Source organism: Bradyrhizobium sp. Leo78 (assembly GCF_059512425.1).
The window spans coordinates 45,594-71,960 of the sequence record NZ_JCAMOT010000023.1 but is presented as its reverse complement, the minus strand read 5'-3'; the positions used below and the strand labels follow the sequence as shown (position 1 = coordinate 71,960).

Annotated in this window: 25 protein-coding genes and 1 pseudogene; 13 read left to right on the top strand and 13 right to left on the bottom strand. The window is 64.0% G+C overall.

What is annotated here, in order from left to right; all coding sequences use genetic code 11:
- Window positions 1-208: 208 nt before the first annotated feature.
- Window positions 209-634, top strand: coding sequence for a DOPA 4,5-dioxygenase family protein (locus AC5ZG1_RS26300; protein WP_496134507.1), 426 nt, complete (start codon window positions 209-211; stop codon window positions 632-634).
- Window positions 635-779: 145 nt separating this feature from the next.
- Here AC5ZG1_RS26300 and AC5ZG1_RS26295 read toward each other — a convergent pair whose 3' ends face one another.
- Window positions 780-1,223: a MarR family winged helix-turn-helix transcriptional regulator gene (locus AC5ZG1_RS26295; RefSeq protein WP_028162613.1), complete on the bottom strand. Its 444-nt coding sequence runs from the start codon at window positions 1,221-1,223 to the stop codon at window positions 780-782.
- A gap of 186 nt (window positions 1,224-1,409) precedes the next feature.
- On the opposite strand from AC5ZG1_RS26295, the gene AC5ZG1_RS26290 reads away from it, so the two are divergent.
- From AC5ZG1_RS26290 to AC5ZG1_RS26255, 8 genes are all read left to right on the top strand, one after another.
- On the top strand, window positions 1,410-2,588 hold the full coding sequence (locus tag AC5ZG1_RS26290) for a substrate-binding domain-containing protein (RefSeq protein WP_496134506.1): 1,179 nt from the start codon (window positions 1,410-1,412) through the stop codon (window positions 2,586-2,588).
- 158 nt (window positions 2,589-2,746) lie between these two features.
- Entirely contained in the window at window positions 2,747-4,261 is a 1,515-nt protein-coding gene (locus AC5ZG1_RS26285; protein WP_496134505.1) for an amidase, read from the top strand.
- Window positions 4,262-4,297: 36 nt separating this feature from the next.
- Window positions 4,298-5,155, top strand: a complete 858-nt coding sequence (locus tag AC5ZG1_RS26280; protein WP_130224990.1) for a branched-chain amino acid ABC transporter permease — start codon at window positions 4,298-4,300, stop codon at window positions 5,153-5,155.
- 4 nt (window positions 5,156-5,159) lie between these two features.
- Window positions 5,160-6,380 (top strand): substrate-binding protein, encoded by a 1,221-nt coding sequence (locus tag AC5ZG1_RS26275; RefSeq protein WP_496134504.1) that lies wholly within the window; start codon window positions 5,160-5,162, stop codon window positions 6,378-6,380.
- A 7-nt stretch (window positions 6,381-6,387) separates the two neighbouring features.
- Window positions 6,388-7,482, top strand: coding sequence for a branched-chain amino acid ABC transporter permease (locus AC5ZG1_RS26270; RefSeq protein ID WP_496134503.1), 1,095 nt, complete (start codon window positions 6,388-6,390; stop codon window positions 7,480-7,482).
- Window positions 7,469-8,203 carry an ABC transporter ATP-binding protein gene (locus tag AC5ZG1_RS26265; protein WP_130224987.1) on the top strand — a complete coding sequence of 245 codons (735 nt, stop codon included), beginning with the start codon at window positions 7,469-7,471 and terminating at the stop codon, window positions 8,201-8,203. The genes AC5ZG1_RS26270 and AC5ZG1_RS26265 overlap by 14 nt, the downstream gene beginning before the upstream one ends.
- Window positions 8,196-8,897, top strand: coding sequence for an ABC transporter ATP-binding protein (locus tag AC5ZG1_RS26260; protein ID WP_130224986.1), 702 nt, complete (start codon window positions 8,196-8,198; stop codon window positions 8,895-8,897). The genes AC5ZG1_RS26265 and AC5ZG1_RS26260 overlap by 8 nt, the downstream gene beginning before the upstream one ends.
- A 289-nt stretch (window positions 8,898-9,186) precedes the next feature.
- Window positions 9,187-10,083, top strand: a complete 897-nt coding sequence (locus tag AC5ZG1_RS26255; protein WP_496134502.1) for a DUF2778 domain-containing protein — start codon at window positions 9,187-9,189, stop codon at window positions 10,081-10,083.
- Window positions 10,084-10,246: 163 nt separating this feature from the next.
- On the opposite strand, the gene AC5ZG1_RS26250 is transcribed toward AC5ZG1_RS26255, so the two are convergent.
- From AC5ZG1_RS26250 to AC5ZG1_RS26210, 9 genes and pseudogenes are all read right to left on the bottom strand, one after another.
- The gene (locus AC5ZG1_RS26250) at window positions 10,247-11,293 is read right to left on the bottom strand and encodes a uroporphyrinogen decarboxylase family protein (protein ID WP_496134501.1); all 1,047 of its coding nucleotides are present in this window, start codon (window positions 11,291-11,293) and stop codon (window positions 10,247-10,249) included.
- Between the two features lie 37 nt (window positions 11,294-11,330).
- Window positions 11,331-12,200, bottom strand: coding sequence for a fumarylacetoacetate hydrolase family protein (locus AC5ZG1_RS26245; RefSeq protein ID WP_496134500.1), 870 nt, complete (start codon window positions 12,198-12,200; stop codon window positions 11,331-11,333).
- Window positions 12,197-12,862 carry a polysaccharide deacetylase family protein gene (locus AC5ZG1_RS26240; RefSeq protein ID WP_496134499.1) on the bottom strand — a complete coding sequence of 222 codons (666 nt, stop codon included), beginning with the start codon at window positions 12,860-12,862 and terminating at the stop codon, window positions 12,197-12,199. Before AC5ZG1_RS26240 ends, AC5ZG1_RS26245 begins: the two co-directional genes overlap by 4 nt.
- Window positions 12,863-12,873: 11 nt before the next feature.
- Window positions 12,874-13,674, bottom strand: a complete 801-nt coding sequence (locus AC5ZG1_RS26235) for an ABC transporter permease (RefSeq protein WP_208821523.1) — start codon at window positions 13,672-13,674, stop codon at window positions 12,874-12,876.
- An 8-nt stretch (window positions 13,675-13,682) separates the two neighbouring features.
- Window positions 13,683-14,489, bottom strand: coding sequence for an ABC transporter ATP-binding protein (locus AC5ZG1_RS26230; protein WP_496134498.1), 807 nt, complete (start codon window positions 14,487-14,489; stop codon window positions 13,683-13,685).
- Complete coding sequence (locus AC5ZG1_RS26225) at window positions 14,468-15,223, bottom strand: ABC transporter permease (RefSeq protein WP_496134497.1); 756 nt, start codon at window positions 15,221-15,223, stop codon at window positions 14,468-14,470. The genes AC5ZG1_RS26230 and AC5ZG1_RS26225 overlap by 22 nt, the downstream gene beginning before the upstream one ends.
- A 1-nt stretch (window position 15,224) precedes the next feature.
- A complete protein-coding gene (locus AC5ZG1_RS26220) occupies window positions 15,225-16,196 on the bottom strand; it encodes an ABC transporter substrate-binding protein (protein WP_496134496.1) in 972 nt (323 codons plus the stop codon).
- A 52-nt stretch (window positions 16,197-16,248) separates the two neighbouring features.
- Complete coding sequence (locus tag AC5ZG1_RS26215) at window positions 16,249-16,977, bottom strand: GntR family transcriptional regulator (RefSeq protein ID WP_496134495.1); 729 nt, start codon at window positions 16,975-16,977, stop codon at window positions 16,249-16,251.
- Window positions 16,978-17,193: 216 nt separating this feature from the next.
- Window positions 17,194-19,151: pseudogene (locus AC5ZG1_RS26210) on the bottom strand (putative bifunctional diguanylate cyclase/phosphodiesterase).
- Between the two features lie 303 nt (window positions 19,152-19,454).
- Here AC5ZG1_RS26210 and AC5ZG1_RS26205 point away from each other — a divergent pair.
- Window positions 19,455-21,068 (top strand): GMC family oxidoreductase, encoded by a 1,614-nt coding sequence (locus AC5ZG1_RS26205; protein WP_496134494.1) that lies wholly within the window; start codon window positions 19,455-19,457, stop codon window positions 21,066-21,068.
- A gap of 155 nt (window positions 21,069-21,223) precedes the next feature.
- Here AC5ZG1_RS26205 and hemE read toward each other — a convergent pair whose 3' ends face one another.
- Window positions 21,224-22,267, bottom strand: coding sequence for a uroporphyrinogen decarboxylase (gene hemE, locus AC5ZG1_RS26200; RefSeq protein WP_496134493.1), 1,044 nt, complete (start codon window positions 22,265-22,267; stop codon window positions 21,224-21,226).
- A gap of 126 nt (window positions 22,268-22,393) precedes the next feature.
- Between hemE and AC5ZG1_RS26195 the strand changes: the two genes are divergently transcribed.
- On the top strand, window positions 22,394-22,615 hold the full coding sequence (locus AC5ZG1_RS26195; protein ID WP_208821554.1) for a hypothetical protein: 222 nt from the start codon (window positions 22,394-22,396) through the stop codon (window positions 22,613-22,615).
- 160 nt (window positions 22,616-22,775) lie between these two features.
- Here AC5ZG1_RS26195 and AC5ZG1_RS26190 read toward each other — a convergent pair whose 3' ends face one another.
- Window positions 22,776-23,006 (bottom strand): SlyX family protein, encoded by a 231-nt coding sequence (locus AC5ZG1_RS26190; RefSeq protein WP_496134492.1) that lies wholly within the window; start codon window positions 23,004-23,006, stop codon window positions 22,776-22,778.
- Complete coding sequence (gene trhO, locus AC5ZG1_RS26185; RefSeq protein ID WP_496134491.1) at window positions 22,999-23,748, bottom strand: oxygen-dependent tRNA uridine(34) hydroxylase TrhO; 750 nt, start codon at window positions 23,746-23,748, stop codon at window positions 22,999-23,001. Before trhO ends, AC5ZG1_RS26190 begins: the two co-directional genes overlap by 8 nt.
- Window positions 23,749-23,909: 161 nt before the next feature.
- Between trhO and ggt the strand changes: the two genes are divergently transcribed.
- Together ggt and AC5ZG1_RS26175 are read left to right on the top strand one after the other, a co-directional pair.
- On the top strand, window positions 23,910-25,496 hold the full coding sequence (gene ggt / locus AC5ZG1_RS26180; protein ID WP_496134490.1) for a gamma-glutamyltransferase: 1,587 nt from the start codon (window positions 23,910-23,912) through the stop codon (window positions 25,494-25,496).
- A 243-nt stretch (window positions 25,497-25,739) separates the two neighbouring features.
- On the top strand, window positions 25,740-26,360 hold the full coding sequence (locus tag AC5ZG1_RS26175) for a (2Fe-2S)-binding protein (RefSeq protein ID WP_496134489.1): 621 nt from the start codon (window positions 25,740-25,742) through the stop codon (window positions 26,358-26,360).
- Window positions 26,361-26,367: the final 7 nt, after the last annotated feature.

The following is a 26,367-nucleotide window of genomic DNA, read 5'->3' as shown; positions in this document are numbered from 1 at the left end:
GTATTCGGCGCGCCGATCCTTGTCGCCGTGTTGACGTTGATCGGGCTTTTGGCTGCACTGATGTGGGGCGATTTCGGCCGCTACCTCTCATGGGTGACTGTCGCCGTGCCGGTGATCATATGCCTGTGGACGTGGCTGCGCGTCCGGCCATGGCGCTGGAACCGAAGAACGCTTAGATAACTCCACCTGAACAGGCGAGGTGAATCGAATGAGCGATTTGCAGGAAGGTGCCATGCCGCGGTCGGCCGGCGAGATCGCGAGCTATCACGCCCATATCTACTACGATCCGGCGACAACGAGGCCGGAGGCCGCGCGCTTGAGGACATGGATCGGCGAGCGCTTTTCGGTCACGCTGGGCCGATGGCACGACGTCAAGGTCGGGCCGCACGATCAGGCCATGTACCAGGTGGCTTTCGCCGCGGAGGTCTTTGCCGAGTTCGTGCCGTGGCTGATGCTCAACCACGGCAGCCTCAGCATCCTCGTGCATCCGAACACGAGCAATCCGCGCCGCGATCATCTCGTCGATCCGCTTTGGATCGGCCGCCCGCTCACCGTGCACGGCGAGAAGCTGCCGGAAGAGAGCGAACTCGAGCAGGCACCCGCGCCGAATACGACGCCGCATCTTCGGCCGTGAACCGCCTCGGTTGAAGGGTGGCAAAGCGACTTCTGGCTGAAGCCTATCAACACGCGGCGGCGGAAGCGTGCCCACCGTTACGAGCGGAGCGCTTGATGGTGGGCACGGCGCTGACGCGCCTTTGCCCACCCTACAAGTTCACAACTCAATTCGCGCTGTCGATCAGGTTTTCGAGTAGCCGCTTCAATTCGTTGGTGGACTTGTTGCCGTAGTTCTCGACGATATGCGCTTCCTGGCTCATCGCGAGCGAGTTCAATCGCTGGCACAGAATTTTTCCGCGCTCGGAGCAGAACATCAGCACCTTGCGGCGGTCCTTCGGATCCTGGACGCGGTAGACCAGGGCATCCGACACCATGCGGTCGACGATCTTGGTCAGCGTCGGGTGGTTGAGCAGCACGGCTTCGGCGAGCTCGCCCATCGAACGGCCGTTGCCGTCGAACAGGACCTTCAGGATTCGCCACTGCTCGACCGGCACACCCTCCTTGGCCAGCCGCGATTCAAGCTGCCGGTTGATTTCCCGGTTGGCTTGCGCGAGCAGGTAGGCGAGATGTTCAGTGAGCGGGGTATCTTGGCTTGGCGGTTTGGCCACGATTGAAGACTTTGTTTTGACCCTGATGAGTGAATGACCGGCGCTGATTGCCCGTTCTATATGCATGGCAATTGTTGAAGTTTCAATATTTTCGCCTAGGATATTTGTCGAACGGGTGGGACAACCGGCGGCGCCGTGCATCGATGCACCGCGCGACAAGGGGCGAAGTGTCGGACAGGAGTGGGCGTGCTCTCAACAGTCAGCGTCAACAGCGGCGGCGCCCCCATGCCGCCCTTCGTGTTCAGAGGCCTGTCGGCGCCAACGACCGATCCCTCCTGGCATCCCGCTGATGTCGGCTTCAGCAAGCGAGGTGGCGCCCACAACAAATTGAGGGTCGCGAACTTCCTCACCTTCTCCGGCTCGCCGGGAATCTGGGGGCCGGCCACCACCAACGCGGTGTTGCTCGCGGTCTCCGAGATCAATCGTCGCGGCGGCATTTTGGGCCGCGAGATCGAATTGACGATGCTGGATGCCGGCGGCCCGATCGAGGATGTCGTCCGCCGTGCCGCCGAGGCGGTCGCCCTTGACGAGGTCGACGTGATCATGGGCTCGCATATCAGCGCGGTCCGCGTCGCGCTGCGCAAGGTCACCGGCGGCCGGGTGCCCTATATCTACACGCCGGTCTATGAGGGCGGCGAGCGCACGCCGGGGGTGATGGCGATCGGCGAGACGCCGCGCTGGCAGAGCCGGCCCGCGATCCACTGGCTCGCCGATGTCAAGAAGGCCTCGCGCTGGTATCTGATCGGTAGCGACTATGTCTGGCCGTGGCAATCGCATCGTGCGGTGAAGAAATATATCGCCGAGTCCGGCGGGCAGGTGGTCGGCGAGGAGTTCGTCCCCGTCGGCGAGGACAATCATTCCGCCCATCTCGACCGCATCCGTGCCGCGCGTCCCGATGTCGTACTGATCTCGCTGATCGGCACCGACAGCATCACCTTCAACCGCGCTTTTGCCGAGAGCGGCCTGGCGGCAACGACGCTCAGGCTGGCCGGCGCGATGGACGAGACCGTGCTGCTCGGTATCGGCGCCGACAACACCGAGAACCTGTTCTGCGCGTCCGGCTATTTCATCGGCATCGGCTCGCGCGCCAATGATGATTTTCTCAGTCAGTATCACGCCACGTTCGGCTCCACCGCACCGCCGATCGGTTCGGTCGCGCAATCCAACTACGAGGGTCTGCGCTTCCTGCAGGCGGCGGCCGAGCGCGCGGGCTCGCTGGCGTTCAAACCGCTGCTCACTGCGGGACGCAACATCGTCTATACCGGCGCCCGCGGGCCGATCACCATTCGCAGCGGCCGCGCGGAGATGCCGATGTATCTCGCCGAAGCCGACGGCCTCGATTTCAAGCTGATCAAGACGATCTGACGCACGCAAGGGATTGCGTCCGCGCGCGCCGTTCTGCAAAATAATTCTTGAAAAGGAAAATATTTCCGTCTGTAATACCCGGGCGGCCTCGGGTGGGACCGCGTCTTCGCATGCATTCCGCGGCCGCGCGCCATCATCAAGCTTCCAGGGAGAGTGTCTTGTCCGTCGTGCTTCCGACCCCAACGCAACTTCGCGCGGTCGCCGCGCAATGCGGCCTCGCGCTTTCCGACGAGGACGTCGCTTCGTTCCGCGGGCTGATGCAGAGCTCGGTCGACGCCTACAACCTCGTCGCCGCGATGCCGGACGAGGTGCCGCCCGTGAAATATCCGCGCACGCCCGGCTATCGGCCGAGCCCGGAAGAGAATCCGCGCAACGCCTGGTACCGCAAGGCGACGGTGAAGGGCGCAGATTCCGGCAAACTTAAGGGCAAGAAGGTCGCGCTGAAGGACAACATCATGCTGGCCGGCGTGCCCATGATGAACGGCTCGGCGACGCTCGAAGGTTTTGTGCCCGATTTCGATGCGACGATCGTGACGCGCATGCTGGATGCCGGCGCGGAGATCGCCGGCAAGGTGCATTGCGAATCCTTCTGCATCTCCGGCGGCAGCCACACCAATTCCACCGGGCCGGTGCATAACCCCTACAAGATGGGCTATTCGGCCGGCGGATCGTCATCGGGCAGCGGCGTCGTGGTGGCGCTTGGCGAGGTCGACATGGCGATCGGCGGCGACCAGGGCGGCTCGATCCGCATGCCGTCCTCGTTCTGCGGCACCTATGGCATGAAGCCGACCTGGGGCCTCGTGCCCTACACCGGCGTGATGCCGATCGAGGTCTTCGTCGATCACACCGGGCCGATGACGGCCACAGTGGAAGACAATGCCTTGTTGCTCGAAGTGCTCGCTGGCGACGACGGCTACGATCCCCGCATCAAGGCGCCCAAGGTCGATGAATATACCAAGGCGCTCGGCAAGGGTGTGAAGGGATTGAAGATCGGTGTGCTCAAGGAAGGGTTCGAGCAGGCCGGAGCGGAGCCCGCGGTGAACGAAAGCGTTCGCGAGGCGGCGAAGCGCTTCAAGGACCTCGGCGCATCCATCAGCGACGTTTCCATTCCGATGCATCTGCTCGGCCCCGCGATCTGGATGCCGATCGGCACCGAGGGCATGACGCAGACCATGATGTATGGCGACGGCTATGGCCTCAGCCGCTCCGACCTCTACTCGACCTCGCTGATGGATTTCCACCGCGGCTGGCGACGGCAGGCGGACTCGCTTTCCGAAACTACCAAGCTGTTGCTGCTGTTCGGCACCTACATCAACAACACGTTCGGCCCGCGCTATTACGGCAAGGCTGTAAATATCTCGCGCCGGCTGACGGCCGCCTATGACGCGGCATTCAAGGATTACGATCTGCTGCTGCTGCCGACCACGCCGATGAAGGCGACGCCGCTGCCGCCGGCCAATCCGGGCCGCGAGGATTATGTCGCGCGCGCGTTCGAGATGATCTCCAACACCGCGCCGTTCGACATCTCCCATCATCCGGCGATGTCGCTGCCGTGCGGCATGGTCGATGGCCTGCCGGTCGGCTTGATGCTGGTCGGCCGCCACTTCGAGGAATCCACTATCTACCGCGCCGCGCATGCCTTCGAGCAGTCCGGCGACTGGAAGAAGATGTGAGGAAGTTATCGTTGCACTTCGGCCGGATCGCGATGCATGGGTAGTGCATTCGTCGCCGCTTTCGAAATCCTGAGCTTCGGCGCGATCATCGTCCTGGTCGTGCTGGGGCTCGGGATCATCGCCAGCATGATGGGCATCTTCAATTTCGCGCAGGGCGAGTTCGTCCTGCTCGGTGCCTACGTCACCTATCTAGCCTATAGCCATGGCATCCCAGTCTGGGTCGGCATGGCGGCCGCGCCGTTTCTGGTCGGCGCGCTCGGCTTCGTGCTCGAGGCGCTGATCATCCGGCGCTTCTACGCGGCGCCGATCGTCGCGATGCTCGGCACCTATGCGCTCGGCCTGATCATCCGCGAATGCGTGCGCGGCCTGATCGGCGGGCTCTATCTCTCGGTGCCCGAGCCGATCGGCGGCTCGATCGATCTCGGCACCGTCCACATCTCGGCATGGCGCTTCACCATCATCGTGATCACGATCCTGGTGATGATCGGCTGCTATCTGCTGCTGTCGCGCACCACGTTCGGCCTGCGGGTGCGTGCCACGCTGGAGAATCCGGCGCTGGCGCGGGCCTCCGGCATTTCCACCGCTGCGATGTACGGCACCACCTTTGCCTTCGGTGCAGCGCTTGCAGGGCTCGCCGGCGCGCTGCTGGTGCCGGTGTTCAGCCTGTTCGCCGATCTCGGCATCCGCTTCCTGATCCAGGGCTTTGTCGCGGTCATGGTCGGCGGCGTCGGCTCGTTCATCGGCCCGGTCGCGGGCGCAGCCGTGATCGGCACGCTGAGCGCGGCGCTGCCATGGGTGATGGCGCCCGTGATCGCCGACATCCTCGTGTTCGTTCTCGCCATTGTTTTCATCAAATTCCGGCCGCAAGGCCTGCTTTCGGGAAAAGGGGTCTAGTCTCATGCGTAGCGATCACTTGAAGTTAAGCCGGCGTCGTTTCCTGCAGAACTTTGCCTTTGCCTCCACCGCGATCGCGACCGGCGTAGGAAGCTGGGTGATCCGTCCCGAATGGGCCAATGCCGCCGAAGGCCCGATCAAGGTCGGCATCGCCACCGACCTCACCGGCCCGATCGCCTATGCCGGCAACGCCGATGCCAACACGGCCAAGATGGTGGTCAAGGAGATCAACGATGCCGGCGGCCTGCTCGGCCGCCCCATCGAGCTTTTCATCGAGGACACCGCGTCCAACGAGTCGGTCGCGGTCGGCAACGTCCGCAAATTGATCCAGCGCGACAAGGTGGATCTCGTGCTCGGCGGCATCACGAGCTCGATGCGCAACGCGATCAAGGACCCGATCGTGGCCCGTGGCAAAACGCTCTACATCTATCCGCAGCTCTATGAGGGCAAGGAGTGCACGCCCTATCTGTTCTGCACCGGGCCGACGCCGGCGCAGCAATGCGACGAGTTCATCCCCTGGCTCATCAAGAACGGCGGCAAGCGCTTCGCACTGCCGAGCGCCAACTACGTTTGGCCGCATACACTGAACGTCTATGCGCGCAAGGTGATCGAAGCCAATGGCGGCGAGGTGATCTTCGAGGAATATTACCCGCTCGACCAGGTCGATTTCAGCGCCACCGTCAACCGCACCGTCTCCAACAAGGTCGACGTCGTCTTCAACACGGTGATCCCGCCCGGCGTCGGTCCGTTCTTCAAGCAGCTCTATGAAGCCGGCTTCCTGAAGAACGGCGGCCGGCTGTCCTGCGTCTACTATGACGAGAACACGCTCAACATTAATCAAGCCAACGAGATCGAAGGGCTCGCGAGCTGCCTCGATTATTTCAAGGTGCTGACCAAGGACGATCCGGTCAGCGCCAAGATCCAGGCGACCTATGAGAAGGAATTCCCCGGCAATTTCCTGTTCGCCGCCGGCAGCGCCGCGACCGGCACCTATCGCGGATTGAAGCTGTGGGCCGCCGCCGTGAAGGAAGCCGGCAAGGTCGATCGCGATTCCGTTGCTGCCGCGCTAGATCACGCCAAGATCGCAGAGGGGCCGGGCGGTCCTGCCGAGATGGTGCCGGGCCAGCGGCACTGCAAGATGAACATGTACACCGCGGTTGCCAAGGGCGGCGTGTACGAGATCGTGGCCCGCAGCAGCGGGCTCGTCGACCCCAAGGAATGCTGAGTTAAGAATGGGCGCAACCGACCAGGCGGTTCGTACGGGGATCGACGAACAGCCGGACACCACGACGGCTGAGCACGGCGCGGGCGCCGCGCTGGCGTCACAGGCCAAGACGTCGCGCCGGGTCCTGCCGATCGTGGAGATCCTGGTGCTGCTGGTCGCAGTCTTCCTGCCGCTGGTGCTGCAGGATTATCTGACCGTCTTCGCCACCCGCGTCATCATCCTTGCGCTGTTCGCACTGTCGTTCGATCTCGTCTGGGGTTATGCCGGCATCATGAGCTTCGGCCAAGCCCTGTTCTTCGGCTCGGCCGGCTACGGCGTGGCGCTGCTGGCGCGCGATCTCAACGTCACGTCGATCTTTCTGGTGCTGCCGGCGGCGATGCTGATCGGGCTGATATTCTCGCTCCTGCTCGGCTGCTTCCTGTTGCTCGGCCGGAATCCGTCGAGCATGATCTTCGTCGCGCTCGGCACGCTCACCGGGTCCTATGCCGCCGATCGCCTGGCGCGCGGCTGGTACTATCTCGGCGGGCAGAACGGCATTCCTTCGATCCCGCCGATGTCGCTCGGCAGCACCGATATCACGGAGGGGCCGGTCTATTACTACCTCGCGCTCGGCATCCTGCTGGTCGTCTATCTCCTGTGCCGATTCCTGGTGCGCTCGCAATTCGGTCTGGCGCTCGCAGGTCTGCGCGAGAACGAGCAGCGCATCGCCTTCTTCGGCTACAAGGCGCAGCATCTGAAGGCGATCGTCTTTACCGTCGGCGGCACCATCGCAGGGTTGGCCGGCGGGCTCTATGCATTTCACGAGGGTTTCGTCTGGCCCAACATGCTGGGCGTCGTGATCTCGACCCAGGTCGTGCTCTACGTCCTCTTTGGCGGATCGGGTACGCTGATCGGTGCCGTCATCGGTACCGTGATCATCGAGGGCGTCAGCTTCTGGCTATCGGACAATTACCGCGACATCTGGCCGATCATCCTCGGCGTGTTGCTGCTCCTGGTGATCCTGTTCCGCCCGCTCGGCCTGATCAGCTTCGTGCTGGGTGAGCGCGAGCGCGTCGGCAGCTTCGGCGGAAGGGCGAAGGGAAGCAGCCATGCCGCTCCTTGAAGCCACCGGCATCAAGAAGGTGTTCGGCAAGTTGACCGCGCTCGACGGAGCGGGGTTGACGGTCTCCGAGAACGAATTTCACGGCCTGATCGGCCCGAACGGCTCGGGCAAGAGCACGCTGATGAAATGCGTCGCCGGCGCCGAAACGCCGACCGAAGGTACCGTGCACTTTGCCGGCAGCGACATCACCGCGCTGTCGCCGACCGAGCGCGCCCGCGCCGGCATGAGCCTGAAGTTCCAGATCACCAGCGTGCTGCCGTCGCTGACGCTTTACGACAACATCCTGCTGGCGCTGCAGGCGCAATGCTCGCTGCTCGACCTCGTGCTGTCGCGCACCCGCGGCATATTACACGACCAGGTCATGGCGATGCTCACGCAATTCCGGCTCGCCGATCGCGCCCATGACGCGGCGGCGACGCTGTCGCACGGCCAGCAGCAATGGCTGGAGATCGCGATGGCGCTCGCGGGCAAGCCGCGGCTGTTGCTGCTCGACGAGCCGACCGGCGGCATGAGCCTGGAGGAGCGGCGCGTCACCGGCGAACTGCTGCAACCGATCAAGTCGCACTGCTCGCTCGTGATCGTCGAGCACGACCTAGATTTCATCCGCGACATCTGCGACCGCCTCACTGTGCTCGATCAGGGGAAAGTGCTGGAGAGCGGCACCGTCGCCGAGATCCAGGCGAGCCCGGAGGTACAGGAGATTTATCTGCGCCGTGCCTGACAGTCAGTTCCTCGATATCATCAATCTCGACGCCGGCTATGGCCGCAGCCAGGTCCTGTTCGACGTCAATATGGGCATTCCCTGGCGCGGCGGCGTCGCCGTGCTCGGCCGCAACGGCGCCGGCAAGACCACGCTGATGAAGACCATCGTCGGCGAACTCGGCCTGACCAGGGGCGAGCTCAAATTCAACGGCAAGGATATCGGCCGCAGCCCGACCGAGCAGCGTGTGCGGCTCGGCATCGGCTATGTGCCGCAGGAGCATTCGGTGTTCGCGCGGTTGTCGGTGCGCGACAATCTCGCGGTCGGCGCACTCTATAATCACGACGCCACCGCCATCGATCGGGTACTGGCGATCTTCCCGAAGTTGGCGCAGCGACTGGACCAGCCCGCCGGCACGTTATCGGGCGGCGAGCGCAAGATGCTGGCGATCGGCCGGGCGATGCTCGGCGACCCGAAACTGCTGCTGTTGGATGAACCGACCGAGGGCGTCTGGATCGGCGTGATCGAGGAGATCACCGAGCGCCTGATCGAACTGGCAAAGGACATCGCAGTCGTCATTGTCGAGCAGCACCTCGACCTTGCGCTGCGGGTGGCCGACTACGCCTATGTCCTCGATCGCGGCAGGGTCGCGCTGCAGGGCCCGGCCGCCGCAGTCAGGGACGACCCGGAACTGCTGCGGTATCTGGCTCCCTAAAGGGAGACTTGCGCGGGCCTTTCTGTCATCACTTTTCGGGGGTGACCGGCCATTTGGTCTCGATTGTGCCCAAGTCTTGTTCCGTGATATCCAAAGTCAATTCGGTGAATCCTTATCTGGAGCCCGTCAGAGGCTCCGATGCGCCGAACGGGGTTAGATGGGTCGTATTGGGACAGGTGCAGCCGAGCGCCCGCGGGGTGGTGCTCGATGGGTGGGCAAGGCGACATTTTCTGTCGCCTCGTTTGCGTTGGCGTCTGCCCTTGCCGCCTGGATCGCAGAGATTAACCCCTTGGATTTGCTGCGTGGTTCGGCCTTGGCGAACACGTCCGCGGCGATTTCCTTCAACGATCGGTTCGGGGCGCGCTCGACGCTCGATTCCGCCTTCATCTACTACCCCTCGCGCCCGATGCTTCGTGGCAGCCGCACCGATTTCAACGCGGAATTCGCCCATATCCAGGGTTCGCTGACCGAGCAGCTTCGGGACACCCAGACTGACGAACCCGCGCAAGCCAGCCCGCCGAGCCCGGCGCCGACTCCCGCAGTCGCCGCGATTCCGCTGCCGCGGTCGCGTCCGGTCGATGCCAACCTGCAGGCAAGGAACGATCTGCCCCCCGCGCCGGCACCTGTGGCGCAGGCGGAGGAACGCTCCATTTGGCAGAAGATCACCGACTGGGTGCCAGGACGGGTGCAACTGGCATCTCTGGAGCCGAATGGCGGAATCCTTCCCGGCACCGGGCCGAGTCTGACCACGCTTGGTTATGACAGCACCACCGCCGTCTATGACATCACGGCGCGCACCGTTTACATGCCTGACGGCACCAAGCTCGAGGCGCATTCGGGTCTCGGCGGCCTGATGGACGACCCCTCCCGCGTGAATACCCGCAACGCTGGTGCGACGCCGCCCGGCATCTACGAGATGAAGCCGCGCGAGAAGCTGTTCCATGGCGTGCCGGCGCTGCGCATGACCCCGGTCGATGGCACGGATACGTTCGGCCGCGCCGGCCTGCTGGCCCACCCCTACATGCTCGGCCCGAACGGCGATTCCAACGGCTGCGTCTCGATCAAGAACTACGACCATTTCCTGAAGGCCTACCGCAACGGCGAAATCAAGCGAATCGTCGTCGTGGTCCGGCTCAACGACCGCCCGCCGCAGGCCGCAGCCACGCGCTCAGCGTCGCAGTCGTAAGTTCCTTCCACCTCGCCCGCTTGCGGGAGAGGTCGGCGCGTGAGCGCCGGGTGAGGGCTCTCTCCACACATTCGGACAGAGTCAATCGCGGAGATACCCCCACCCCGGCCCTCCACCGCAAGCGGGAGAGGGGGCGCAGCATCCGACGTGGATGCAACTCGACTTAACCGCCGATCTCCTTCCGCACCAGCGCGGCGGCGTCGCACATCGCCTTCAGCTTTCCGAACGCGACGTGCCGCGGCATGTACTTCATGCCGCAATCGGGCGCGACCACCAGCCGTTCGGCGGGCACCTGCTTCAGGCCGTTGCGGATGCGTCCGGCGACCGTCTCCACGGACTCGATCTCGGGATTGCCGAGGTCGAGCACGCCAAGCATGATTTTCTTCGACGACAGCTCCTTGAGCACGCCGAGGTCGAGCTTCGGCTGCGCGGCCTCGATCGAGATCTGGTCGGCCGTGGTGTCGTTGAGCTCGCCGAGGAAGGAATAGCCGGCGGGCTTGTTCGAGCCCGGCACGACGGCGGCATAGCCGAAGCAGAGATGAACGACGGTCGGCACCGTGATGCCTTGAAGCGCGCGGTTGATCGCCTTCACGGCATAGCGCTTGGCGAGGTCTGGATTGTTGCGCACCCAGGGCTCGTCGAGTTGGATCACATCGGCGCCGGCCTTCTGCAGCTCGAGCGCCTCGGCGTTGACGGCCTCCGCGAACGCCATCGCGAGTTCCTCATCATCCTTGTAGAACTCGTTCTTGGCCTGCTGGCTCATGGTGAACGGGCCGGGCAGGGTGATCTTGGCCGCGCGGTCGGTGTTCTGCCGCAGGAACTGCATGTCATGTAGTTCGACGGCGCGCGTGCGTTTCACCGGGCCGACCACGCGCGGCACCGGCGTCTGTGTGCTGCCGGTCCGGGCGGTGATGATAGCAGGATTCTCGTCGTCGATGCCTTCGAGCGCGGTGGCAAAGCGGTTGGAATAGCTTTCGCGGCGGATTTCGCCGTCGGTGACGATATCGATGCCGGCGCGCTCCATGTCTCTGATGGCGACGACGGTGGCATCGTCCTGCGCTTCTTCCAGGTGCTCGGCCGGCAGCCGCCACATCGCATGCAGGCGGGTGCGAGGCACGACCTTCGACAGCATGGCGCGATCGACCAGCCATTCCGGCTGCGGGTAGCTGCCGACAACGGTGGTCGGCAAGAGATGCGTCGGGAGGTTCATGATAGTCTCCTTGTTGTTCTTGGTTCAGCGAATCGCGTCACGCCGCGCGGGTTGCTGCGGCTGCGACTTCGTCCTTCACGGGATTGCGCAGCATGCCGATGCCGGAAATCTCGACCTCGACGACATCGCCTTCCTTCATCCAGAGCGGCGGGGTGCGATAGGCGCCGACGCCGCCGGTGGTGCCGGTGACGATCACGTCGCCGGGCGCAAGCTCGGTGAAGGTCGAGCAATAGGCGATCAGGGCAGGGACGTCGAACACGAGGTCCGAGATCGGTGCCGCCTGCACCTCGACGCCGTTGAGGCGGGTGGCGATGCTCTGCTTGCTGACGTCGGGAAGCTCGTCCGTCGTCACCATCCAGGGGCCGAATGCGCCGGTACCGACGAAGTTCTTGCCCGGCGCAAATTGTGAGGTGTGGCGCTGCCAGTCGCGGATGCTGCCGTCATTGTAGCAGGCATAGCCCGCCACATGCGAAAGCGCAGCCTCGCGCGAAATCCTTCGGCCGGCCTTGCCGATGATGACGGCCATCTCGCCTTCATAATCGAAACGCTCGGACTCCAGCGGCCGGATCATCGGCTGGCCCGCGCCGACCTGGCTGTTGGCGAAGCGGGTGAAGATCATCGGATGCGGCGGTGTCGGATGGCCGCTCTCGGCAAGATGCGTGGCGTAGTTGACGCCGATGCAAAGGATCTTGTCGGGATCGGGCAGGGTCGGCAGCAGCTCGACATCCCTGAGCGCGTAGTCGGCGCGTTCGCCCTGCAGCTTCCTCAACTCGTCGAGCGAGCCCTTCGCAAGCAGCGCCTTCAGCGTGGGAAAATCCTTCAGCCGTTTGCCGGCGTCGATCACGCCGGAATCGGTGACGATGCCATAGCTTGCGACACCAGCCGCCTTGAAACTTGCGATCTTCATGATTTGACACTTTCTTCGATGGAGGAAACGTAGGCGTCGATAGGCAGCACGATCTCGCCCGCACGGATCGGGACGCAGTCGGGCGGGAATTCCTGGCGGAAGCCGGCGCCGTGGGCGGCGGCGCGATCGAGGAAATCCTCGAGATGGTCCATCGCGCCGGTCGGCAGATCGTGCAACACCATCAGCGTCCAGGGCTGCGAACGGCATTGATTGAGCGCGCGGTCGACCCAGCCGTCCGGATCGTCCCAGTCGCGCGGGATCGCATTCCAGAGCACACAGCTATGTTTGTTGTGGGTGAGGTAGTCGACGACGGATGGCTTGAGCAGCCGGTCGTCGAGATTGCCGCCGCCACCAAACGGCCGGAACCAGCGCTGTGGATGGGCGAGGGCGCCCATCGCTGCGTGCGTGCGGCCGATCTCGTTCTCCGCAGTATCCGTATCCGCCTGCTGGCCGAGCGGAATGCTGTGGGTGAAGGTGTGGTTGCCGATCCAGTGGCCGTCGTCATGAGCGCGGGCCGCAAGCTTGCGCCGCGCGGGATCGCGGAGCTTCTCGCCGATCACGAAGAACGTCGTCTTGATGTTGCGCTCGCGCAGGATGTCGAGCACGCGCGGCGTGACCTCCGGCTCGGGGCCATTGTCGAAACTCAATGTCAGGTCGAACACGCTGGCATCCTTTACGTCGCCGGCTGCACGGCGCCGGACCCGACGTCGTCGGCAGCGCTCTGGCCGGCGCGGGTGCCGGTCTGCCAGATCGCAGCCTTGCGCTCGATCCACTTGATCAAGGCGTTGAAGGCCATCGCCATGAACAGCACCAGCAGCACGCCGGCAAAGACGTGCGGGCTGTCCAGGATGGTGCGGTAGCGCGAGATCAGGTAGCCGATGCCGGCGGACGAGATCAGCATCTCTGACACCACCACGCCGACGATCACAAGCGCGCCGCCGACGCGCAGGCCCGACAGCACGGTCGGGATCGCGGCGGGAATGATAACGCGGACGAGGCGCTGGCTCATCGTTGCGCCCATGCTGCGCGCGGCCAGTATGAGCTGCGGGTCGATGGTCTGGATGCCGGCCGCGGTTGCGAGCATCGTCGGCAGGAAACCGTAGATCGAGGCGAAGGCGATCTTGGATTCCGTGCCGATGCCGAGCCACACCGTAAACACGGGATAGAGGATCACGAGCGGCACTGCATAGAGGCTCGAGACCATCGGCATGATCAGCACGCGCGGTCGCGGCAGGCTGCCGACGATGGCGCCGAGCAGGATGCCGCCGCCGCAGGCGAACGCCATCGAGATCGCGACCTCATAGAGTGTCACCGCCAGCGCGTGGCCATATTCCGGCGCCTCGTTCCATCCGGCCCTGAGCGTCGAGGACAGCGACGGCAGGAACAGTTCCGGAATAAGACCGGTGCGCGGCAGGATTTCCCACAGCGCGATCAGGCCGATCACGATCAGATGCCGCAGCGTCTTCGCGCTCATCGCAAGCCTCACGCCGATTTGCGGATGTGCCGCCAGATGCGGTCGCGCAGCGTGCCGAAGGCATCGCCGCTCAGCATCTCATAGGTGCGCGGCCGCGGCAGCGGCACCTGCAGATGGTCGACGATGCGGCCGGGCCGAGCCGACATCACGATCACTTCGTCGGCGAGGTAGACCGCTTCGGTCAGGCTGTGGGTGACGAACACCACGGTCTTGCCGGTCGCCGACCAGATGCGCAGCAGCTCGTCGCCCATGGTCATGCGGGTCTGCTCGTCGAGCGCGGCGAACGGCTCGTCCATCAGCAGCACCGGCGGATCCTGCACCAGGCCGCGCGCGATCGAGACGCGCTGCTTCATGCCGCCGGACAATTCATGCGGATGGCGCTTGCCGAAACCGTCGAGCCCGACCAGCTTCAGCGCCTCCTGCGCCTTGGCGCGACGCTCCGCTTTCGCCACGCCGCGCAGCGCCAGCGGAAACTCGACATTCTCTTCCGCGGTGAGCCATGGGAACAGGCTCGCCTCCTGGAACACCACACCGACGCGGTCCGGGTCAGGCTTCGGGATCGGCGCGCCGTTGATGGTGATGCTGCCCGTGGTCTGCTGACGCAGGCCCGCCATCATCATCAAAAGCGTCGACTTGCCGCAGCCGCTCGGGCCGACCAGCACGACGAAGCGGCCCGGCTTGATCTCGAGCGAGACGTTGTCGAGCGCGACGACGTCCTGCGTTGAGGTCTTGAAGACCTGGCCGACATTCTTGACCTCGATCGCGCCGGCGCGGGGCGGAGGCTTGAGCTGTGTCACGTTCGCCAATGACTGCATCGCGTTTCCACCCATCTGATCAGTTCGTTGAAGGTCATCGCGATCGCCGCGACCATCACCACACCTGCCAGCAATTGCTTCATCTGGAAGTTCTCGCCCCAGGTCGCGATCTGGTGGCCGATGCCGTCGCGCGAGGCATACATTTCGGCGAGGATCACGCCGGTGAGGTTGAAGATCATGGAGATACGCAACGCCTCCAGCAGCACCGGCAGCATGCTCGGCAGATAGACGCGGAACGCGGTCTGCGCGCGCGTCGCACCGTAGGAGCGGGCGACCGTCAAATGCTCCACCTTCACCGACTCCACAGCCGTCGTGGTCGACATGATCACGATGAAGATGGTCGAGAAGAAGCCGAACCCGACCTTCTGCGAGAAGCCGACGCCGAACACCAGGATGAACATCGGCAGGAAGATCGATTTCGGGATGCTGAAGGCGAAGAACAACAGCGGCTTTGCCACTTCCGCAAAGTAGCGGTTTTCCGCGATCAGGAACCCGATCAGTGCGCCTGAGGGGACCGCGAGCGCGAATGCGGCCAGCACTTCGGTCGCCGTCACCATCAGATCCTTGCGCACGGCGGCGCGCTGCAGGAGATCGCCGAGCGTCACGAGCGTGTCGGACGCCGACGGCAGCAGCCGCGGATTGACGATGCCGGTGCGCGACAGCAGTTCCCACAGCGCAAAGATCGCGACCACGATCGCGATCCGCGCCAGCTTTATGGCAAGCGCGCCCTGCATCTCAGAACTTCGTCGGGACCGGCTTGAACTTGGTGGAGATGATCTCCTCCACCGGCACGATATCCTTGAGCCCGCCGAGCTTGGCGAGATCAAGCGAAAGCTGCACGGCGGGGGGCACGTTCGCGGCACCCATGTTGCCGTCGGTCTCCAGCTTCAGAATCGTGTTCTCATATTCCAGCGCGGCGATCTCGGCCGGCATCTCGTAAAGCTCGGCGATCAGCTTCACCGTTGTGTCGCGGTTGGCGCGCATGAATTGCAGCGCGCCGTAGAGCGCGTTGACGGCCTTCTGCACCACCTCGGGCTTGGCATCGGCATATTTGTCGAGCACGATCCAGCCGGCGCTCAGATTCGGCGGCACTTCCTTGGCGTAGTCGAGGATGGTGCGGGCCTCGCCCGACTTCGCAATCTGGAAGCTGAGCGGCGAATAGACCACGGCGGCATCGACATTGCCCGCGAGCAGGTTCGGCACCAGGCCGCCACCGCCGACCGGCACGCGGGTGAATTCGAGCTTCTTGTCCTGCGCCGTCCACAGCGCGAGCAGGTCGGAGCCGGAGCCGGCCGAGGTGATCGCGACCTTCTTGCCGTTCAGATCCTTCACCTCGAGCGTCGACTTGACCGGCACCATCAGTTGCCAGCCGAAGCTGCCCATCGCGGCATTGGCGACGAGCTTCGACATCACGCCCTTCTTGCGCCCGGCCGACACCAGGGACGGCGGATCGAGAATGATGTCGGCAGCACCTGCCGCCATCGCCTCGAAGGTCTCGGCGCCGCCGCGGTAGATGGTCAGCTCGGCATTGATGCCTTCCTTTTCGAACAGCTTCTGCCGCACGGCGGTCTCGGCGATCGTCGTCGGCCAATAGGTCTTGGTCGGCAGCCCGACGCGAATCGTCTCGGCCGCGGAGGCGGCGATGGGCGCTGCGAGCACGGTGACGGCGACGAGCGACGCCAGGGCATGGCGGCGGGACATGGGCATAGTTCTGTTTCCTCCAGGATGGCTGTTTGTTTCCGGGAACTGCTCCCGGCTTTCAGTTCGTGCCGCTCACCTCCGAGATCCGGGGCGCGGCGAACTCGACGAATTCCATGGTGATCGTGAAGTGCTTGGACAGCGCGATGACGGCGGCATCCGCATCGCGCCTGCGTACGGCTTCGACGATCGCGGCATGCTCGGCTCCGACATCGCGCGGCTTGCCGACCTCGCGTCGGATCGACAGCCGGCGATAGCGCTCGCTCTGCTCGTGCAGTTCGTCGCGAAAGCCGAGCAGCCATCGCGAGCCGCAGGCATTGACGAGCGCGCGATGAAAGACGCGGTGGCGCACCACCCATTCCTCGTAGTGCACGCCCGGCTGATCGGGATAGCGGTAGGGCACCGCCTTGAGCGCCTCCCAGGCGGCCTCGACGGCGGCGAGCCAGGCTGCGTCGCCGCGTTCGATCGAACGCCGCAGCGCCAATCCTTCGATGTCGATCCGCGTCTGCGTGACGTCGGCGAGATCGGCGAGCGAGACCGGGCTGACGCGAAAGCCGCGCTGGTCGGAGGCCTGCACCAACCCGTCCGCCACCAGTCGCGACAGTGCCTCGCGCACCGCGGCGAGGCTGACGGAAAACTGTTTGGCCAGCCCCGCGATGTGGAGCTTCTGCCCGGGCAAGAGCCGGGTCGAAAGGATGTCCGAGCGCAGCCGCTCCTGCACCGCAGACGTGAGGCTTCGCGGCCGTTCGTCGCCAAATCCCTCACGAAAACTCAACTCGATGCCGTTCATGGCGGCGGAGATTGACGGGCCCGACCACTGCCGTCAATCGAAAATCGATTTTTCCTTTTCTCGAGTTCCGCGATGCGACGAGTGCCTCGCGGTGTTCGAGGTGACTGGCCCTGGTATCGCGGATGCCATTTCGCAGTCGCAAAAAATCTGACCGCCTGAAGATGGAGCAGGGCGACGCAGTGCGGAGGAGCAAGTCGAAACGGTTCGGCGTCTAGTCTAGGCCGCGTGGATCGAGCGCTGCATCTTGTCGAGCAGAGCAGGGATCTGTTCGGCCGGAACCGGGCGGCCAATGAAATAGCCCTGGGCCTCGTCGCAATTGGTCTGGCGCAGATATTCAAGCTGGTCAGCCGTTTCCACGCCTTCCGCCACCACGCCGATGCGCAGCTCCTGCGCAAGCCCGATCACGGACTTGACGATCGCAGCGCAGTCGGGCTGCACCAGCATGTCGCGGATGAAGGATTGGTCGATCTTGATGCGGCTAAAGGGCAGTTTGCGCAAGTATGTCAGCGACGAGAAACCGGTGCCGAAATCGTCAAGCGCAACCGTCACCCCCAAATCCAACAGCGAGTTCAGGATCGACAAGGCTGATCCATACTTTGCGATCAGCATCGATTCCGTGATCTCGATCTCGAGCCGTTCGGGGCGCACGCCGGCTCGCGCAAGCGCCTGCACGATCGTCTGCAGGATGCCGGCATTGTTGAACTGCACCGCGGAGAAGTTCACGGCCACGCGGATGTCGTCGGGCCATTCCGCAAGCGCCAGGCAGGCGCGGTCGACCACCCATTCGCCGATCTGGTGAATCAGCCCGGTCTCTTCCGCGATCGGGATGAAGTCACCAGGCGACCCAGCCCACGCTCGGGATGCTGCCAGCGCAGCAGCGCTTCAAACCCGGTGATGCGGTTTTCGCCGATCTCGATGAACGGCTGATAGACCAGGAACAACTCGTTCCGCTCGATTGCCCCTTCCAGATCCCGCCGCAATGCCAGGCGATCGCGCGCCGACTTGTCGTCGCCGGGTTCGAAGAAACAGATCGTGCCGGGTCCCGTCTTCTTGGCGCGATACAGCGCGATGTCGACGTGTTTCATGAGGTCGTGGGGCGTGTTGCCGTCGCGCGGCGCCAGCACGATGCCGACGCTGGTTGTCCCGAACGCTTCGCGTCCATCGATCACCAACGGATCGTCGAAGGAGGCAACGAAACACTCGGCGATCTCGAAGGCCTCTTTCGGCCTGGTCAGATTGGCCATGATCAGCGCGAACTCGTCGCCACCGATGCGCGCGACGTGTTCGGTGGCGCGGGTGCAGCGCTGCAATCGCGCAGCCGCCTGGATCAGAAACTCGTCGCCGGCGGGATGGCCGAACTTGTCGTTCACTTCCTTGAAGCGGTCGAGATCGAGCAGCAGGACGGCAAACTCCTCGCCGGTGCGTGCCAGCCGGTCAAGCGCGGCTTCCAGGTTTTCGTTGAAGGCTATGCGGTTCGGCAGCCCCGTCAGCAGATCGCGCCGCACGGTCCGCTCCGCCTCAAGCTGGGTGATGATGCGCCGTGTGAATTCGAAGGAATTGACGAACACGGCGCGGAGCAGCACGGAGCCATAGATCGCGAGCAGGATTGCAACCAGCAGGTAGACGAAGTCGCCAATCCTGTACAGGCAGATCGTGGAGCCGATGAAGATCGGCGTGGTGAAGGCGATGGCGGCGATCGGGATGGTGGCGAAGGCGAGCGCACCGCCCGCAAGCATTCCGGCGCAAAGACAGGTGATCACCAGTTGGCCGCCATTCGAGGCGTTAGCAAAGAACGCCACCGGAACGATCGCCCACGCGGACCCTAGAACGACTGCATTTAGCACCAATCGATGCATGGTGCGGCGAGAGACGAATTGCGGCTTCGCGATCCGTCGCGACGAGCGTGACTGCCATCCGAGCCATGCTGCGCCGCCGGCCACGGCCGCGGTCCAGATGCTGGCACGAAGCCAGTCCGCCGAGTGCCAGAGCGCGATCGCAAGTATGATCGCATTGCAGATGTTGGCCAGCATGAAGCCGACGGCATGGCCGAGCACAAGCGACATCTGCTCGGAGCGGATATAGCCGGCGCGGGTCTCGTCGGTTGCCGGTCCGCCGAAAGCGGCGAGATCGCCGGCGAACAGTTTTGAGAGATATGAGCTCAGATATGTCCGCATCCCTCGCCCTGCAGGCCTGGCCCCAAGGCGGGCGCCGATTGCGGAACCTCGCTGCAAAGCTTTGACAAACTATGAATTATGGATCGGGCGGACATTGCAACAAGACGTTGTGATAACCGTGTGCGCGTGCATCGCTAACAAATCGATACAAATGCGCTTGACCGCGATTGAGCGCGGCGCCGGCGGAGCCGCCAATTGAGCGTGGCAGTCAGGGCTCTCAGGCGAAGGCGCATGGCCATAAGTCTTTTCAAATTGTAGCTTTGTCTGTACGACCACGGAAAATAAAAACCTGGGGGAAACAAAATGAACAATAACAATGACAGCTTGGAATTTGATTACGTCATCGTCGGCGCCGGTTCCGCCGGTTGCGTGCTCGCCAATCGCTTGAGCGCCGACGGCAAGAACTCGGTGCTGCTGCTCGAAGCGGGACCCAGGGACACCAACGTCTGGATCCATGTACCGCTCGGCTACGGCAAGCTGTTCAAGGAAAAAACCGTCAACTGGATGTACCAGACCGAGCCCGAGCCGGAACTGCACGGGCGCCAGGTCTTTCAGCCACGCGGAAAAGTGCTGGGCGGTTCGAGCTCGATCAATGGTCTGCTCTATGTGCGCGGCCAGCACGAGGATTACGACCGCTGGCGTCAGCACGGCAATGCCGGTTGGGGCTATGACGACGTGCTGCCTTATTTCAAGCGGGCGGAAGACCAGCAGCGCGGCGCGAATAAGTATCACGGCGCCGGCGGTCCGCTGCCGGTCTCGGACTGGCGGCATCACGATCCGCTGTCGGAAGCCTTCGTGAAGGCGGCGGCCGAGGTCGGCATTCCCACCAATCCCGATTTCAATGGCGCGACGCAGGAAGGCGCCGGCTTCTTCCAGACCACGACGCGGCGCGGGCGCCGCGCCAGCAGCGCGTTCTCCTATCTGCGCCCGGCGATGAAGCGCGGCAATCTGCATGTCGAGACCTCGGCGCTGGCGCAGCGCATCGTCTTCGAAGGCCGCCGCGCTCGTGCGGTCGAATTCAAGCAGGAGGGGCGGGTCCGCACGGCGCGTGCGCGGCGCGAGATCCTGGTCGCCAGCGGCGCCTACAACTCACCGCAACTGCTGCAGCTCTCCGGCGTCGGTCCGGCGGCGCTCTTGAAGAAGCACGGCATCGAGGTTGTGCTCGACCAGGCGGGCGTCGGCAATGATCTGCAGGATCATCTGCAGGTGCGGCTGATCACGCGCTGCCTGCAGCGCGTCACGCTCAACGACGTCGTCAATCATCCGCTGCGACGCCTTTGGGCGGGCGCGCATTATGCGGCCTTGCGGCGCGGCCCGCTGACGATCGCCGCCGGCACTTCGGGCGCATTCTTCAAGACCGATCCGCGACTGGCGACGCCTGACATCCAGATCCACTTCATCCCGTTCTCGACCGACAAGATGGGCGAGAACCTGCACACGTTTTCAGGCTTCACCGCCTCCGTCTGTCAGCTCCGCCCCGAAAGCCGCGGCTCGCTCCGCATCAAAAGTGCGGACGCTTCCGTGCCGCCGGAAATCCGCATCAATTATCTGTCGACCGAAACCGACCGTCGCGCCTTCATCGACGGCCTCCGCATCCTGCGCAAGATCCTCGCAGCGCCGGCGCTGAAGACCTATTGCGCGGAAGAGATCGAGCCGGGTCCGAAGACGATCAGCGATGAGGACCTGCTCGATTTCTGCCGCCGCACCGGCTCAACGGTCTATCACCCGACCTCGACCTGCCGCATGGGCAACGACGCGCTGGCCGTCGTCGACCAACGGCTCAAGGTGCGCGGCATCGGAGGTTTGCGCGTGGTCGATGCTTCGATCATGCCCGACCTGATGTCAGGCAACACCAACGCGCCGACGATCATGATCGCGGAAAAGGCGTCGGACATGATTTTGGAGGATGCGCGCTGATCGCCTCTCCCCGCCTGCGGGGAGAGGCCGGATCGCATCGCAAGATGCGATCCGGGTGAGGGGGAGTCTCCGCGAATCCGTCTGCCACCAATATACGCGGCGAGAGCCCCTCACCCCAACCCTCTCCCCGTAAGAACGGGGAGAGGGAGAAATAGCTAACCCCGATACGACCGCACCCGCTGCACCATCTGCTCGACATGGGCGATCGGCGTCTCCGGCTGGATGCCGTGGCCGAGATTGAAGATCAGCCGGCCCTTGCCGTAATTCTCCAGCACATCGTCGACCGCGCGATCGAGCGCGTCGCCGCCGGCGATCAGCGCGAGCGGATCGAGATTGCCCTGCACCGCGACGCGGCTCTGTACCCGTTCGCAGATCATCGCCGGCTCCGCCGTCCAGTCGATGCTGACGGCGTTGACGCCGGTCGCTTCGACATAGGCTGGCAGCATGCCGGCTGCGCCACGGGGAAAGCCGATGATCTTGGCGCCCGGCACCCGCCTCCGCACGCCCTCGACGATGCGCCGCGCCGGCTCGATCGACCAGCGCTCGAATTCGCGCGGCGGCAGCACGCCCGCCCAGGTGTCGAATAGCTGCAGGCAGTCGGCACCTGCCTTCAACTGGCCGACGAGATAGTGGATCGAATTCTCCACCAGCACGTCGATGATCTTTTCGAATGCCGCGGGCTGTCGATAGGCCATCATCCGCGCCGGCGCCTGATCGGGCGTGCCCTGGCCCGCGACCATATAGGTTGCGACCGTCCATGGCGCGCCGCAGAAGCCGATCAGCGCGATCCTGTCGTCGAGCTCGCGCCGCACGCGGCGCAGCGCTTCATAGACCGGCTCGAGCTTTGTGAAGTCTGCATGCGCGGCAAGCGTCTTCACTTTTTCGGGCGTATCGAGCGGATCAAGCCGTGGGCCTTCGCCGGCCTCGAACCGCACCGAGCGTCCCAGTGCATAGGGAATGACGAGGATGTCGGAGAAGATGATCGCCGCATCGAAGTTGAAGCGGCGGATCGGCTGCAGCGTGACTTCGGCGGCATAGTCCGGTGTGAAGCACAGATCGAGGAAGCTGCCGGCCTTGGCCCGCAATTCGCGATATTCGGGCAGATAGCGGCCGGCCTGCCGCATCATCCAGATCGGCGGGATCGGCTGGCGATTGCCGGCAAGCACATCAAGGAGCGCCTTGGGAGAATCTTGGGACAAGAAAGGTTCCTGCTGAAGCGGCTGACATTTTGACGCTTCTGTACACGGCGCGCCGCGTCCGGCCAAGGCAGAACTGGAACCGTCGGAGAGCACGGTGCGTTGATCCCGCGCAAATGGAGGGAGCATATGGCTGAGAAATTCAATCCGGCGCCACATGACAAGCATGCCGATGACCCGCGCGAGGCGCTCGCCGCCGATCGCGAGACGCACGAGAAGCTCGAGGCCGGCCTGGAGCACACCTTCCCGGCCTCCGATCCCGTGAGCGCGGCCCAACCCTCGCCGACCAAGGACAAGGGCGAGCACGAAGACGCGTCGCTCTGGGAAAAAGTGAAGGCGGTGTTCCGCTAGCCGTCGTCGCGAACCAGCCTCCGTCGTCCTCGCGAAAGCGAGGACCCATAACCACAGGATCTGGTATTGGACTCGGAACGGCGTCCTGAGTTTTCTTCGAGCACCGGTGGTTATGGGTCTCGGCTCAAGGCCGGGACGACGGCTACGTTTTCAATAATGTTCAATAATGCGGCGGCCGCTCGTTGATCGGAGCGGCCCTGTTGCTTTCGGCTTCCTGCAACCGCTCGCGCAATTCCCCCATTTGCCGCGTTAGCGCATCGATCTGCTTCCATTGCGCGGTGATGGTCTCGTTCAGCGTCTCGATCGTGTCGTCCTGATAGGCGATCCGCGTTTCCAGCGCATCGATGCGCTCGGCGAGCGTCTTCACATCAGACGTCTTGGCGTCAATCATGGGCGGTCTCTTTTCCGCGCTCGCGCAAGCCGTGGCCGAGCGCGACCCGTTCGTCGAATACGAAACATTCGCCGCGCCAGCGGCTCTCCTGCTTCGGCATCTCTTCCAGATATTTCAGGATGCCGCCCTTGAGGTGGTACACTTCGCCGAAGCCGCGCGCGAGCAAAAAGCTGCTCGCCTTCTCGCAGCGGATGCCGCCGGTGCAGAACATCGCGATCTTCCTGTGCCTGGCCGGATCGAGCTCGCGCGCGGCAAAGTCCTTGAACTGTCCGAAACTCTTGATGCCGGGATCGACCGCGCCCTCGAACGTGCCCAGCGCGACCTCGAAGGCGTTGCGGGTGTCGATCACAAGCGTGTCAGGATCGGCGATCAGCGCATTCCACTCGGCGGGATCGACATAGATCCCGACCTGCCGCGTCGGATCGACGGAGGCATCGCCGAGCGTGACGATCTCCTTCTTCAGCCGCACTTTCAGCCGCTGGAACGGCATTGCCGCAGCGTCCGAGAATTTCAGCTCCAGCCTGTCGAGCCGGCCACCGAACAGCGCGCCGTCTCGCAGTTCCGAAATAAAACCGTCAACCGCCTCGGCTCGTCCCGCGACCGTGCCATTGACGCCTTCGCTCGCCAGCAGGATGCTGCCCCTCAACCCGAGACCCGCGGAGATTGCGTGCAGGGGATCGCGCAGCTCCCGGTAATCGGGCAGGCTGGCGAATTGGTAGAAGGCGGCGACTTTCAGCGGCATGGCGCGGATTTATCAGGCGGTTGGGCCAGCGAAAACCCCTAGTCGGATGTCCCGGCGCAACGCAGCTCTGGCATGCCAGCCATTGCCGAGAACGGCACGAATATGTCATGTAGCTCCCGCCCCGCCGGGAACTCCATGAACAACCAAGTGAGCTACCTTTAATGAGAAACTTCCATTTCGCCGGCCGCTCCACCGTCCACTCGCTCAACGGCATGGTGGCGACGTCGCACCCGGAGGCCGCGCTGGCGGCGATCGACGTGATGCGCGAGGGCGGCACGGCAGTGGATGCGGCGATCGCTGCGTCCGCGCTGCTGGCGGTGATCGAGCCGCAATCGACCGGCATCGGCGGGGACTGCTTTGCGCTGGTGCAGCCGCGAGGCGAGGGCAAGATCACGGCCTATAACGGCTCGGGCCGCGCCGCGATGGCGGCGACCTGCGAGTGGTATCTCGAGCGCAAGATCCATTCGGTGCCGCTCACCTCGGCGCATGCGGTGAGCATTCCCGGCGCCATCGATGCCTGGCAGACGATCCTGAACGATCACGGCAAGTTCGGCCTCGACAGACTGCTGCAGCCGGCGATCAAGGCCGCGGAAGAGGGCTATGTCGTCGCGCCCCGCATCGCCTTCGACTGGAAGAACCAGTTCGAGAAACTGAAGAACGGCACCAACACCGCGCGCTATCTGTTGCCGCACGGCAAGCCCGCGGTCGCGGGCGACGTGATCCGCCAGCCCGAGCTCGGCAAGACGCTGCGTGCGATCGCAAAGGACGGCCCGAAGGCCTTCTACACCGGTGAGATCGCCGAGGACATGGTCGCGACGCTGCGCAGCATCGGCGGCCTGCACACGCTGGACGATTTCGCTGATCATTCGACCGAGGTCACCGCGCCGATCGGCACCATCTACAAGGGCTATGACGTCTGGCAGTGCCCACCGAACGGCCCGGGCATCACGATGCTGGTGATGCTCAACATCCTCTCGCGTTTCGATCTGACCAAGTTCCCCGCGCTCAGCGTCGAACGTTTCCATCTCGAGGCGGAGGCCGCGCGCATCGCCTACATGATGCGCGAGCAGCATATAGGCGATCCCCGGCACGTGCATGTGGATGTCGCCGGCATCCTGGCCAAGGAATTCGCCGACGAATACATCAAGAACATCCGGATGGACCGGCTGCTCGAGCTGCCGAATGTCGCCCCGCCGATGAATCCGTCGACGGTCTACATCACCGTGGTCGACAAGGACCGCAACGTCTGCTCCTTCATCAATTCGATCGCGCACTCCTTCGGCTCGGCGATCGTCTCCAACAAGACCGGCATCCTCCTGCAGAACCGCGCCGGAGGCTTCCGCATCCAACCCGGCCATCCCAACTGCATCGCGCCGGGCAAGCGTCCCCTGCATACGATCATCCCAAGCCTTGCGACGAAGAACGGCCGCGCAATCATGCCGTTCGGCGTGATGGGCGGGCAGTACCAGCCGGTCGGCCAGACCCGTGTGCTGACCAACATCCTCGACTATGGCTGCGACGTGCAGGAAGCGATCGATATGCCGCGCGGCCTGCATTACGAGGGCGTCTATCAGCTCGAGGACAGCGTGCCGGCCGCGATCGTCGAGGGCCTGAAGAAGATAGGGCACAAGACCACCAGCGTGGTTGCTCCGCTCGGTGGCGGGCAGGCGATCTGGATCGACTGGGACAAGGGCACGCTGACCGGCGGTTCCGATCCGCGCAAGGACGGCTGCGCGCTCGGTTACTAGAGCATTTTCTCGGTTCTGATTGAATCAGAACCCAGGCTCTAGATTCTCCTCTCGACGCGTTTTCTTCACGCGAACCGGTATCCACTTCGCTCGAAAACGCTCCAAGCGCGTCTTCAGCATCCTGGAACTGGCGCTGCTTCACAGCGCTGTGCTTCGTCATCTCCGGAACAACGCCCCACCGCCTTTGTTAGGGCGGTGAGGCGCAGGCGTGCGCCGCAATTCCTTTCGCAAGCGGAGCCCGTCATGGATGACAAGACAAATCCGCAATCTCGTTCCAGCTTCAATCGGCGTTCGTTCCTTGCGGGAGCTGCCGGCGGCGCGATGTTCCCGCTGACGGCACGCGCGGCTGGACCGGCGACGACCACGATCCCCTCGGCACAGGATCCCACGCTTCCCGTTCCCGTGACGCTGCGCGTCAACGGCCAGGACAATTCCCTCAACATCGATGCGCGCACCACGGTGCTCGACGCGCTGCGCGAGCATATAGGGCTCACCGGCAGCAAGAAGGGCTGCGACCACGGCCAGTGTGGCGCCTGCACTGTGCTGATTGAGGGACGTCGCGTGCTGTCCTGCCTGACGCTGGCGCTGTCGGCGCAGGGTCACGAGATCACCACGATCGAAGGTCTCTCCAACGGCGTGCGGCTGCATCCGATGCAGCAGGCCTTCATCGACCAGGATGCCTTCCAGTGCGGTTATTGCACGCCAGGCCAGATCATGTCGGCGATCGCCTGCGTGAAGGAAGGCCGCGCCGGCAGCGACGAGGACATCCGCGAATATATGAGCGGCAACATCTGCCGCTGCGCCGCCTATCCGAACATCGTGGCCGCCGTGAAGCAGGCTGCGCCCGAAATCCTCTCTGGCTAGCAAGGGC